This window comes from Caryophanon tenue (genome assembly GCF_001700315.1).
GTDB lineage: Bacteria > Bacillota > Bacilli > Bacillales_A > Planococcaceae > Caryophanon > Caryophanon tenue.
In genome coordinates, this window is the sequence record NZ_MASJ01000039.1 from 112,657 (window position 1) to 125,440 (window position 12,784).

The following is a 12,784-nucleotide window of genomic DNA, read 5'->3' on the forward strand; positions in this document are numbered from 1 at the left end:
TTATTCTACAATTACTGGTTGTGTTGCTGAAACTGCTTGTTGTGTTGCTTCTGGTAAGAATGAGAACTTATTAATAACGCCGTAGCCTAATGATTCTACGTAACCATCAAATTTCTCTGCATTATATGCATATACTTCTTCTGGATAGTATAAAGCAATAGCTGTCGGTTGCTCATTGTATAACGTTTGCATATCAAATGAGATTGTTTTACGTTCTTCAATTGTTGATGCCGCCATCCATTTCGTTACAAGCTCATCCATTTTGGCATATGGCATTTCTTTCGCCCATAAATAACCTGAACGGTGAGACATAATAAATTGGTCTGGGTCTGCTACACCGTGTGGACCGATTAAGCTCACATACGTGTCAAAGTTTTTCTCAGAGTTGTGCGCTGCAAATGTTGTTGGGTCTAACGCTTCTACGAACATGTTAATGCCCACTGCCTTATACTGCTCCACCATTAACTCCGCTGCACGTACGTAAATTGGTTCACCTGATGATACTTTAATCGATAATTGTAATGCTTCGCCATTTATATCTTCACGGAAGCCATCACCATCTGTATCTTTGTATCCTAACTCTTCAAATAACGCAATTGCTTCTGCTGTGTTATATGGTGTTGATAATTCTGGATTTGTCCATGGTGAGTCTGGGTGTGGATACCCTTTATCACCTGCACGACCTTGTCCCAATAAAATTGTGTCAACGATCGCTTGACGGTCTACTGCTAGTGACATCGCTTGACGGAATTTCTCGTTATCAAACGGTGCTTTTTGGTAGTTTAAGCCAAATTGTACGATTGATAAGTTTGTTGCTTCTGCTAATTTAAACTGAGCATCACCTTTAAATGTAGATACTAATTCTGCTGGTACTGTTTTTGATGACGCATCAATTTGACCTGATTTTAACGCATTAAACATCGCAGTTGAATCCGCAATAATCGGTAATGTAATTTTGCCAACAGTTGGCGCGCCCATGAAGTAATCATTGTTCGCCTCTAAAATATAATGTTGGTCTGCTACATATTCTGTTAACTTAAATGGACCTGTACCGATTGCTAAATCCGTATATTTACGTGGGTTTTCCACATTGCTCCAAATATGCTCTGGTAAAATTGGTAAATCGGCAAATGTAATCGTTTGTAGGGATGGACAAGCATAGCCACACTCAAATGTAACCGTTCTCCCATCGTCACCGATTGAAATTTCATCAATTTGTGGTACTTCACTTACATGGTGTGTATGGCGGTTCGCCGGGCCATCACGATAGTATTCATATGTAAATTTCACATCTTCTGCTGTGAATGCTTCACCGTCATGCCATGTAATGCCATCACGTACGACCACTTCCCATGTATCTGCATCAATTTGTGTCGCTGATTCGGCTAACCAAGGTGTTGGCTCATCCACATATGGTGATGGTGAGAATAATTTGTCATACACCATATCCGTTAACCAATCTAAATTTCCTGTATAAATATTTAATGGGCCTACGTCACTTGATAGACCTATCGTTAAGTTTTCAACGCTCGCTGTGTCGGTTACTGCTTCAGCATCTGATGTTTCTTTTTCATCTGCTGAACACGCGCCTAATACTAAACCCGCTGCTAGCACTGGCAGCATAAAAAATTTCTTCATGCTTTTCATGATGTTCCTCCTCTTTCGTTGTTTTGCTCGTACAAGTTGTTATCATACATCCATTGATAATGATTATCAATATCGTTTTTTGGAAATAATAATAGACACGTTTGTCTAAAACGCACTTTTGTCCATATTTAATGAGAATAATAATCATTTACTTAATTTTTAAAATGGCAAATAGACAAATAAAAAAATGCAAGTATTGTTTAAAATTTAAACAATACTTGCATTTCACGATTATTCATACGATAAAAATTGCTGTTCTAACTTCGCGACAAAACGTGTAAATACATCTAGCTCATCTTCCGTAAAAATCGCTGTTACCTCTTGTTGCAAACGCTCTACTTCAATAATGATGTCTTCATACACTGCGATACCTTCAGTTGTTAACGATAAATTTTTCACACGACGATCTGCACCTTGTGTAATAGCTACCCACCCTTTGTCATGTAAACGGCGAATATGCTCAGATACAGTTGGCTTTTCAACATTCCATGCTTTCACAATGTCCATACTTGTACAGCTTTTCGATTGGTGAATATAACGCAACATTAAAAATTGCATTGAAGTCATTTTGCGTGTGGCACAAATTTCATTTACTTGCACTGTATAAAAGCGGTTTAACCGGTTCATTGACGTAAATAATTCCATAAACTCTCTCCCTAATAATATGCGCCTCATATTGCGCAAGCGTTTTCATAATTTCCATTATAAAAGATGATGTTTTGAAAAAAAAGGAATCACATAGCGACAATACCGACTATTTGTGAAACCGTTCCCATTTTCGACACATTTCTTTGGAACACGTTGACAGATTCATGCTTTCTTTTTCACACAATCATTAGTACAGTTACTATAATGACTATTTTGGAGGATTTTATGAAAAACAAACGTCTTATCGGTATATGCTTCGCGTTAATCAGTGCAAGCTTTTGGGGGATTGGCGGTACAGTCGCGCAATATTTGTTCCAGCAAAAACAAATTGATGTCAATTGGTTTGTCACTGTACGACTGCTCGTAGGTGGTTTGCTCCTTGTTGGCTCACAACTGCTCATCGGTAAAAACATATTCGGCATTTGGCAACAAAAATATACGGCTGTGCGCCTGATTATTTTTAGTATCGTCGGTATGCTACTTGTACAATACTCCTATATGATTTCCATTGCGCTTGGCAATGCGGCAATGGCAACATTACTTCAGTATTTAGCGCCGGTATTTATTATTGTGTATTATATTTTAGTTGGACAACAACGCTTTACAAAATTTGATGCATTGTTAATTTGTTTAACGGTCGGTGGCACATTCTTGCTGTTAACGAACGGGCAAATTGACTCTTTATCTGTACCACTTTCCGCGATGATTTGGGGCATTATTTCAGGGCTATCGTTAGCCTTTTATACACTTTATGCTAAACCGCTTCTTGCTTCACAGCCGTCTATTTTAGTCGTTGGCTGGGCAATGCTTGTCGCAGGCGTGCTCTTTAATTTTGTCGCGCCCTTTTGGCAAGTCGGTGAAGCATCTATTTTTGACACGTCTACATATGCAGCACTGACCTTTACCATTTTATGTGGTACTGCACTTGCCTTTTGGTTATTCGTCGCAAGCTTAAATTATATTTCGCCAAAAGAAACGAGCATTTTCGGTACGCTTGAGCCACTAACAGCTGTCGTTAGTAGTATTGTATGGCTTAGCTTACCATTTGGTCTTTGGCAGTTTGTCGGTGCGCTTTGCATTATGGGCATGGTACTAGGTTTATCGTTTATACCGACGCAACCAAAAACAGCAGCATCTTAAATCGTCAAAAGCACAGCGCAAAGTAATTCGCACTGTGCTTTTTTTCTATCATTCCACTTCAATAAATAAGCGATAACTTTCATCCAGATTGCCCTCTAACACTAATAATACTTCGATAGTGCCTGGCTTTGTAAAATAACCATCTGCATCTGTAATATAATCGTCATCATGATACAGAATCCCTACATATTCAGTGAAAATATCATCGTCGCCTTGTACGAAATCAATATACTGACCAACTTTAGCAGAAATTGTTGCACCATTTGCATATGGAGACACAATGCGGTCATTGTGTACATCATACTGAATCGTTAAGCGGTTCGCGTCTGGTGCCTTCGGCGGAAATTCTGTTAATGGATACTCGACTAAATAACCGTCTTCTAATCCGTAATTGCCTGAATAACTATCGCTTGAATAAACGACTAGACGACCGTTTTCTATACGCCATCGTGCATATGGGTGAAAGGCGATTTCAGACACTTTCACTTCTTCTAAGTCATCGGCTGTTATTAACCAGAAATACAGATTATTCACCATACCATCTGTGAAGAAATAAGCCAGCTGCTCTGTATCATTTTCAGTTAATCCGTCAATGACTTCAAGCACTGGTTCTCTTCCCTCCATCGCAACGATATCTCGTAATTCACCATGTGTGCCATTGTCCGTACTATAAATTAACACATAATAGCGCCCCATTTTGCCTGATTCTATAGTACCAGCTAATTCGTGTATACCATCTCCGTTGAAATCAATATACTTATACTGGTCTTTACCAAACATGCTTTCTAACGAGACTAATGGTGCTACTCCTAGTTGCTCACGTAGCTCTTCTTCTTCACAAATATGATGGTAGAAATTCAGTAAAAACTGAACGGCATGCTCACGTCGTAATTGGTTCCCACCTGCAAAATCAATATATGGGTCTTCGCTCATGCCTTTCCCGCGTGTAATATGATGTGCATACATAAAGTCAATTACTTCTTTTTCCGTGCCAACTTCTCCGTACGTATACGCGTACATAATTTTGGCTACATCCAAACGTGTAAATGGCGCATTTTGTGTCGCTTCATTAAATGGAATACGCTTCGATTTCAAATAAGAAAAGGCTACTTGACGTTCCGTTAAATTATTATTTTCATAAAAAAGTCTTCCATCGACTAAACGCGTAAACATCACGGCAAAATTCGCACCATTTAAAATGTTTTTTGGACCAAAACGACCATCTCCGTATCCTTTAATAATGCCTGATTCCGTTCCCCATTCAATCGCTTCATAAAACTGATTGCTTTCTGGAACATCTGAAAAGGACTGTGCTTGTGCGTTCAATGTAAATGTGCTTAAAAACAGCAAACAAGCGACAATTGCAACAGCATATCTTGTTGTGTGTGTCATTATGACAACCTCCTAAGTATATTTCTAGGGCTGGCTGTGGCTTTTTATACAGTTATACTATTCGACACACCTTCTTTCCTCCCTTCTTATTATTGTAGAAACAGGACCTAAAGTATGTACTTTTGCGTAAAAAGTATAAGAAAAACGACAAGATACATGTAATATCTTCTCGTTTTTAATATAAATGTATGCAATTTTATGCGGAACGCAACATTCGGAACATAAAGAAAAAAACAGTCCCAAATAGCACACCTAAAATGACTGGCAACTCATATGATCCTAAGCCAAATGACATACCTTGAGCAATATACACATCTTTAAAACTTACATAACTAAATAAAAGTGCTACTTCAAAACGAAGAACGCTTGATAACACAGAAGAAATCGCTAAATGCTTTGGATTGTCTCGTTGAAAGCCGGGCATATTAATAAACTGTGGGCGTTTTTCAATTGCACCAAGTAAAAACCATAGTACAAAACCTACTGTTGGTGCAAAGAAAATAAACCATTTCCCTGCCCATGCATCCGGTTCACCGAGCGCATTATAATGTCTTGGCACTTCGTCTGGTAAAATAGACCAATGCATAGCAATATGTATGTAAGCGGCAACGAGAACTGCCGCTCCACACCATTTTAATAATGTACGAATCATAAAAATCTCCTTTATACTTGCTGTTGCATATACACTTCTTCAAACGGTTGCACAATGACGAAGCCGTCCCCTTCAAAGCGCATTTGAATCGACTCGCCACTACCACGTCCAACAAATGTTTTAAATGAAATATCGGTTTGTAATTCCGGCTGTAAATTACCGCTCCATGCCACCGTTGCATTCGGGTCTGTAATTACGGGCTTTCCTGGTGTTACACGCAATGTTAATGGTTCATAATGTGCCGTAATGGCCACTAATCCCGTGCCTTCACAGCGAACATTAAATAATCCACCTGACAGCATCCCTGCCACTTTTCGCATCATTTTCACTTCATGGTTAATGGCTGTATCCATTGCGAGTAAATCATTGCCATTCACAACAATCGCATCATTCATTAACTGTAAAATTAAAATGCGCTTACCGTTATCCGCCAAATATAATTTCCCTTGTCCCTCGGCTTTCATTAAGCGTGCGCCCTCACCAGTGAATGCTTTTTTAAACATCGAGCCAATCCCCTGCTCAAGTAAACGTTCGCGTTCAAATTTAATGGTGCCTTCATACGCAATCATAGAACCCGCTTTTGCCCATACACTACCGGCTAAATTTACCTCTAACGTTCGAGGTGTTTCCAGTTCAAAAAAACCTTGCCCTCTATCAACTTGCTTCGTTGCTTCTACTAGTTGTGTCAATGTATAACGTGACATCTCATTCACTCCTTTAATCGTTGAAAGTCTTTTTGTAATGTCGCTCGCTTCAACTGCTTATGTGTACATAAATAACGAATATCGGCCACATTATCATACGACAGCTGCACATGAAAATAATTGATATACTCCAGCAAGGCAAATACATATATCGCGAAGCGAAGCCACCACGTTTGCCAAGAAATGCTCGATGCCTCGATGATGAAAATAATCAATGGAATCGGCATGATGAACCAATTGATACGCTGAAATCGATAGAGCTGACGTACAATTTGTAACGGTATGCGCTGGCGTTTTCGGTAGCTCTTAAGCTGATGATACCAATAATAACTACCTTGTACTAATAAAACTTCTAACAATATAAATGCGCTCCAAAAAGCAAGCGATGCATACAATGATAAATACGGGTATGTATAATTCACGAGCGCACTTAGCCCAATAAACAATATAGCCGCCGTTAATTCTCCTGTATATAAATAACGAAAGCGATTTTCTAAATGCAAGTGCTACACCTCCTAAAAAAACTCCCGTATATTACATACGAGAGTTGTGTCAGAAAGTTTCGCCTTTTATTGAATGCGCTCTAAAAAATATTTTAAAATGCGCGCGGTTAAGCCCCAAATTGTGTACTGTTCATAGTCATAAAACCATTCTTCCATTTGACGAGAACGCCACTGGTATTGTGCTCCGTTCATAATTTTTTCAAACGGAAAGTCCTCTCCAGGCTGTGGTGCTACATCAACTAAATGTAAATACGGCTCAAAATCCAGTAAATGTTGTAGCGGTACTAAAAAGATCTCTGCGACTTCCGCTTCATTAACCTTAAATTCATCGACCGATAAAATCCCAACGAATGGATACACGATAAATGACGACGATGCAATATATGGGCTTAACTCTGCAATAACCTGAATATGCGCTTTGTCGACGCCTAATTCCTCATGCGTTTCACGAATAGCCGCAGCCAGTGGTGAATCATCTGTCGTATCAATTTTACCACCTGGAAAGCTAATATCTCCCGGCTGTTTACGCATCGTAAAGGAACGTACTTGAAATAATACATGTAGTTCTCCATCTTTTTCAACAAGTGGAATCATGACAGCCGATTGAAAGGCACTATCCTCTCCGATAAATAAAGGTTGAGGTTTTTGTAAGTTTGCAATAATTTTCTCTCGCACCGTTTGCTCGCTCCTATCTGTCTTGTTCGTATATGTATCGTAACATGTTCTCGTTAAAAATGCCGTAACGAGCGCACGTTTGCAGATTTCGGTGTATAGCTCGATAAAAAAACTGTGCAAATCGCTTTAAACGATTTGCACAGCTTCTCATTACTGCATGACTTTTTCTGCCACGACTGCCTCTTTACGATTACGCTTTTGCATCGCTGGGTCTTTCCAGAACATTGCAATTGCAAGACCTGCAAGAATGAACACCGTTGCAAAATAGTACGGGTAGTTAATATCAATATCAAATAACATACCACCAATGACGGGTCCAAATACATTCGCAAGTGATGTAAAGAATGAGTTCATCCCGCCGACAAATCCTTGGTCACTTCCTGCAATACGTGATAAATATGTCGTTACGGCTGGACGAATTAAATCAAATCCGATAAATACCGTAAATGTGACAAGCATAATCATCCAATATGAATTTGCTAGCGTCATCGCAAATACTAAAATGGCTGATAAAATGAGCATCCAGCGAATTAAATTAATTTCACCTAAACGCTTCATCATTGGGTCAAATAACGCTACTTGCGCAATCGCCCCTAAAATGGCACCGCCTGTAATGGCAATTGCAATATCTGCTGGTGTAAACGCAAATTTATGGTCTACATATAAACTAAAGAATGATTCGAATGCTGCTAAACCGAATGACGATACGAAAATAACGATAAAAGCGATTAAGAACATGGGCATTAATACTTTACGTAAGCCACTTTTTCCTGACGCTTCGTTTTCTTCAAATACTTCTGTGCTACGCTCTGGCTCACGCAGTAAAATAATCGATAAAATCGCTGCAACTGTACCAAGTACACCTGCTGAATAAAATGGCACACGTGTCCCGATTTCCGCTAAGAAACCACCAATACCAGGCCCGATAATGAAGCCCGTACTAATCGCCGCTGACATATAGCCAAGCGCTTTCGGACGTGTTTCCATCGTTGTAATATCTGCAATGAAGGCTGTTACTGCTGGCATAATGAATGCCGCACTCACCCCACCTAAAATACGCGATAAAAATAACACTTCAATCGTTTTACCAAAACCAAATAAAAACTCAGAAAGACCAAAAATAAAGAGACCGATAACGATCATAATTTTACGACCAAAACGATCCGCTGCTTTTCCGGCAAATGGTGACATTATTAATTGTGTTAAGGCGAATGCTGCTGTTAAATAACCAACCGTTGTTCCGCTAATGTTCAGCTCGTTCATCAACGTTGGTAATACGGGAATAACAAGACCAATACCTAAAAACGCAATGAATAAATTCATCAATAAAATACTTAAGGTTAAACGTTGCTTTTTTTCCATTTCTCTTGCTCCTTACTGTTATGCTACAATACAGCATAAACCCTATAGTAACTAGAGAGTCAATGGAAAAATCTCAACTTATTTTCACTTTTAATTCCATGACATATACCGGTGTTTCATTCGGTGAATAATTCGCTTGCACAAAAAATTCATACACATCCGACGTCGGTGTAAGTTCGTGCTCTTGAATATACTGATATAGCTTTTGATACTGCGATAAATACGTGTTTAAATCATATTTAAACGCAATACATGCATATTGTCCTTCCTGCATGCGAAGTACATCCATTTCATCATCTAATACTTCTATATAACGGTCTGTTAAGAGTGGCGTGAACACATGACTATATACCACATGCTGAAGCTGTTCATACGGTCGAAGAGGATAAATCCCGCCGTAACGGCTATTCATCGCGACCCCTTCACGTTCAACTGTTTTTGTTAGCGCGCTAAAATATTCATTCGGTACATAATCAGCCGTTAAGTCATTTGTACGTACCGCAAGTAAGCGTTGTTGTTCTTCAACCGATTCATATACTTCATTATAGATAGGAATTAATAAATGATTTTCAAGCTGCTTTTTTGTCTTCAATAATGTATGTTGCACTTCCACCATACGACGAATTTTATGTTCCATTACCTTTTCTTGTTCCGTCAAATATAACAACATTTCTTCCGGTGTAAAGGCTTGTGCTTTTTTAATATCCTCTAACGGTGTGCCAATATATTTTAACGACTTAATTAAATCCATAATGTATATTTGTGCCTCGTCATAATACCGATAATTTGTCGTTGCATCGACGCGTACCGGTTTTAATAAGCCAATTTGGTCATAATAACGCAGTGTTTGCACCGAGACATTCGTAATCTTGGCCATTTCACCAATGCTATATAATCGTTGTTGTGGCATCGTCGTTCCTCTTTTCTTGTATCAAACTGTCTCCCTATTATACTAAAACGCTGAACGACACAAAAGAAATGACACTAAAAAGGGCACTGCGTGTAATGATGCAAAGCAGTACCCTATAATTTATCGTTTCTTCTTTTTTAAACCTTTTGAAATTTGCTTCCACTTGCGCTTCTCTGCAAGTTGAGCATCACGGCTTGTTTTTTGCGCAAGATAGGCAGCTTCACGCTGTAGTTTCACATAATTTTGCCAGCGTTCCTCTGTTAATACGCCTTGCTCACGCGCTTCGACAACCGCACAGCCAGGTTCATTTGCATGTGTACAGTTACGGAAGCGGCATTGCTCGGATAGTTCTTCAATATCTTGAAAGCTCGCACCTACGCTGTCACTATCCGTCCACAGCTGTAACTCTCGCATCCCTGGTGTATCAATTAAACACGCGCCTGACGGTAAAACAACTAATTCTCTGTGCGTTGTCGTATGGCGTCCCTTTGCGTCATCTTCGCGAATGCTAGCTACTTGCATATGCTCGTTTTGCCCAAGCGCATTTGTGAGCGACGATTTCCCAGCGCCTGACGAACCGACAAGTGCGGCTGTTTTCCCGACTGTTAAACGGCTAATTAATGCCGCTAAGCCATGTTGTGTCACAACACTGACCGCATACACATCAATCCCAAAGGCTACTTGCTCCACCTGTTCGATAAACGGTGTCACATCGTCACATAAATCCGTTTTCGTTAACACAACGATTGGTTGTGCACCGGAATCCCACGCCGCTGCTATATAACGCTCTAGTCGACGTATATTAAAATCGTCATTCACACTCATCACAAGCAGTAAAACATCGACATTCACTGCGACAATTTGCTCCTCAATATCACGACCAGCTACTTTTCGCGCAAACTTCGAGCTACGTGTAAATAATGCATGAATAACCGCACGGTCTTCTCCGTCCATATATTCGATTAATACAAAATCACCGACTGCTGGGTACTGCTCACGTGCTATTGCCTCATGTGCAAAGCTACCTGAAACGGTTGCTAGCACTTCACGTTGCTCCGTTATGACACGGTACATATGTTTATGTTCTAACACAACTCGCCCAACATGTAATGCCTTTGTTGCAAACGGTGCACGTAGCTGTTCAAGCTGTTGTTCAAAATATGTTGTAAATCCTAGTGTTTCTAAATTCATTGTATAGTTTCCTCCTAAATATGTGCATAAAAAAAACGTAATGACAGCGCAATTTAGCTTGTCATTACGTTTACATGCATGCAGAAAGAAACTTGTACAGTTACTGTGTACAATGCAGGCATAACAACGACAAACTAAATTGCGGATTCGCAATCGCATATACTGTATTTGTCATTGTCATCACCTACTCCCGTTATTTAGTAGTTTCACTATACGAAAAACATTCGCAATTGTCAAACAAAACTTTACTGCTCTTCATCAAAGAACACTTTGTAATATTTGCGTCCTTGCTCATCGATGCCACTTTCAATATATTTCTCAACATCGCTCGCATCTCGCATCGCTACATGTATTTCAATATGGTCATCGAGCTTAATTTTACGCTTATACGATTTTTGCACCTTTTCCACAGCCGTTAATGAAATATCCGTCGCAAGTGGTGCAATCATTGTCAGTAACGTATCACGTTGTGCCTCGTTTGGCGCTTCAAACACTTCCTCTACATACGTTGTTGGTAAAAAGCTCTCTTCTTTTTCAAAGTATTCGAGTGTTTTCGCTAAATACGTCAATTTCTCGGTATTTGTAAAATCCTCTTTTGTAATAAATTTTTTACACGCTTGAAGTGCCTCTGTCGTTTTATGATAGCTTTCATCTGCCACGTTGACATGTAAAAAACGCTCAGTCCAATACACGACATCGTCCTTTTTCTTCGTCCGTATAAAGACAGATGGGGTGTCATTGCCGAAGTCCACGATCAGCGCGGTATTATTAACACGTTTTAAGCTAATGCCCTCAACATCTTGAATGGCTAACACACCGTCTGCTTGCTTCACATCAATAAACGTGTCCTTTTCATCAATTTTCATAATTGCTAGTACACGTACCGTTCTGTCTACCCACGTACAGTTATCAAAAAGACCGATAAATAATTCCCCACTTTTAATATTTGGGTGCTGTGAGGCATTGTGTAAATGTGTCGCAATATGCTGAGACTGCGATAAAAACTCGGATTCATTGCGAAAAATTTCAGTCGCATACGCATACATTTCATTCATATGAATATTGCTTGCATGGGTAAAACGATATTCATCTAGTTGCTCAAATTTTTGGAACGCAACTGTCGTCCATGCCGCTTCTAATTCCATCGACATGTCTGTAAAAATCGTGTCGCTTAGGCGCACCGTATCATTATTCGCATTGCCAACATAATGAATGGCGTAGCGACTTAGTTTACTATCACTTACTTCAATCATATTTTTCACCTATTTCTCTAATTTGCCATTTCACTATACCATAATAAAAGACATTGTCCGAGCTGTTTTGCCCGAGCAATGTCCTTGTGCCTTACTTATAAAAATGTACGTACAAACCATGCTTTTGCATCATTTACTTCGTCCATTGTTAGTTGGTGACCATATTGATACCAAGCAGTTTCTACGGTTGCGCCTGCTGCTGTTAGAAGCTCTGTTAGCTCTTCTGACTCTGCTTTTGTACACATCGGGTCATTCACACCAGCTGCGATAAATACTGCTGTACCCTCTAAATTTGGAATCGTCGCATCACGACGCGGTACCATTGGATGGTGTAAAATCGCACCCTTCACACTGTTTTCATACGTAAAGAGTAAATTCGCCGCGATATTCGCACCATTTGAATAGCCAAGTGCGACAACATGTTCACGGTCAAAGTGATATCGCTCACTCGCTTCCCCAATAAATTCATGTAGCTCTTTTGTGCGCAACGCTAAATCTTCAAAGTCAAACACACCTTCTGCTAAACGGCGGAAGAAGCGTGGCATGCCTTGCTCGAGTACATTGCCGCGTACCGATAAAACATTTGCTGTCGGGTCAATTAGCTGTGCTAATTGTAGCAGTGATTGCTCATTGCCACCTGTACCATGTAGTAATAAGAACGTCGTTTGTGATTGCCCTGCTTCATAAATGTGTTGCATGTTGTTTCC

Annotated in this window: 13 protein-coding genes; 1 reads left to right on the plus strand and 12 read right to left on the minus strand. The window is 39.8% G+C overall.

The genetic code is table 11. From position 1 onward, the window contains the following. Positions 1-1,647: an ABC transporter substrate-binding protein gene (locus tag A6M13_RS13710; protein ID WP_066547568.1), complete on the minus strand. Its 1,647-nt coding sequence runs from the start codon at positions 1,645-1,647 to the stop codon at positions 1-3. A 231-nt stretch (positions 1,648-1,878) separates the two neighbouring features. Beyond that, positions 1,879-2,292 carry a MarR family winged helix-turn-helix transcriptional regulator gene (locus A6M13_RS13715; RefSeq protein WP_066547570.1) on the minus strand — a complete coding sequence of 138 codons (414 nt, stop codon included), beginning with the start codon at positions 2,290-2,292 and terminating at the stop codon, positions 1,879-1,881. A 228-nt stretch (positions 2,293-2,520) separates the two neighbouring features. Here A6M13_RS13715 and A6M13_RS13720 point away from each other — a divergent pair, with 228 nt between their 5' ends. Next, complete coding sequence (locus A6M13_RS13720) at positions 2,521-3,435, plus strand: DMT family transporter (RefSeq protein ID WP_066547572.1); 915 nt, start codon at positions 2,521-2,523, stop codon at positions 3,433-3,435. 48 nt (positions 3,436-3,483) lie between these two features. Here the strand turns inward: A6M13_RS13720 and A6M13_RS13725 are convergent, their stop codons facing one another. From A6M13_RS13725 to A6M13_RS13770, 10 genes are all read right to left on the minus strand, one after another. Beyond that, positions 3,484-4,827 (minus strand): S-layer homology domain-containing protein, encoded by a 1,344-nt coding sequence (locus A6M13_RS13725; protein WP_066547574.1) that lies wholly within the window; start codon positions 4,825-4,827, stop codon positions 3,484-3,486. Between the two features lie 196 nt (positions 4,828-5,023). Beyond that, the gene (locus A6M13_RS13730) at positions 5,024-5,479 is read right to left on the minus strand and encodes a DUF1648 domain-containing protein (protein ID WP_066547577.1); all 456 of its coding nucleotides are present in this window, start codon (positions 5,477-5,479) and stop codon (positions 5,024-5,026) included. Positions 5,480-5,490: 11 nt separating this feature from the next. Continuing rightward, positions 5,491-6,183, minus strand: a complete 693-nt coding sequence (locus A6M13_RS13735) for an AIM24 family protein (protein WP_066547580.1) — start codon at positions 6,181-6,183, stop codon at positions 5,491-5,493. A gap of 5 nt (positions 6,184-6,188) precedes the next feature. After that, complete coding sequence (locus A6M13_RS13740; protein ID WP_066547583.1) at positions 6,189-6,686, minus strand: hypothetical protein; 498 nt, start codon at positions 6,684-6,686, stop codon at positions 6,189-6,191. 66 nt (positions 6,687-6,752) lie between these two features. Continuing rightward, complete coding sequence (locus A6M13_RS13745; protein ID WP_066547586.1) at positions 6,753-7,361, minus strand: NUDIX hydrolase; 609 nt, start codon at positions 7,359-7,361, stop codon at positions 6,753-6,755. A gap of 150 nt (positions 7,362-7,511) precedes the next feature. Continuing rightward, complete coding sequence (gene norA, locus A6M13_RS13750; RefSeq protein WP_066547589.1) at positions 7,512-8,723, minus strand: multidrug efflux MFS transporter NorA; 1,212 nt, start codon at positions 8,721-8,723, stop codon at positions 7,512-7,514. 73 nt (positions 8,724-8,796) lie between these two features. Beyond that, positions 8,797-9,633 carry a MerR family transcriptional regulator gene (locus A6M13_RS13755; protein ID WP_066547591.1) on the minus strand — a complete coding sequence of 279 codons (837 nt, stop codon included), beginning with the start codon at positions 9,631-9,633 and terminating at the stop codon, positions 8,797-8,799. A 120-nt stretch (positions 9,634-9,753) separates the two neighbouring features. Beyond that, the gene (rsgA, locus tag A6M13_RS13760; protein WP_066547593.1) at positions 9,754-10,824 is read right to left on the minus strand and encodes a ribosome small subunit-dependent GTPase A; all 1,071 of its coding nucleotides are present in this window, start codon (positions 10,822-10,824) and stop codon (positions 9,754-9,756) included. A 245-nt stretch (positions 10,825-11,069) separates the two neighbouring features. Further along, positions 11,070-12,077: a nucleoid-associated protein gene (locus tag A6M13_RS13765; RefSeq protein ID WP_066547596.1), complete on the minus strand. Its 1,008-nt coding sequence runs from the start codon at positions 12,075-12,077 to the stop codon at positions 11,070-11,072. Between the two features lie 95 nt (positions 12,078-12,172). Beyond that, positions 12,173-12,775 carry an alpha/beta hydrolase gene (locus A6M13_RS13770; protein ID WP_066547604.1) on the minus strand — a complete coding sequence of 201 codons (603 nt, stop codon included), beginning with the start codon at positions 12,773-12,775 and terminating at the stop codon, positions 12,173-12,175. Positions 12,776-12,784: the final 9 nt, after the last annotated feature.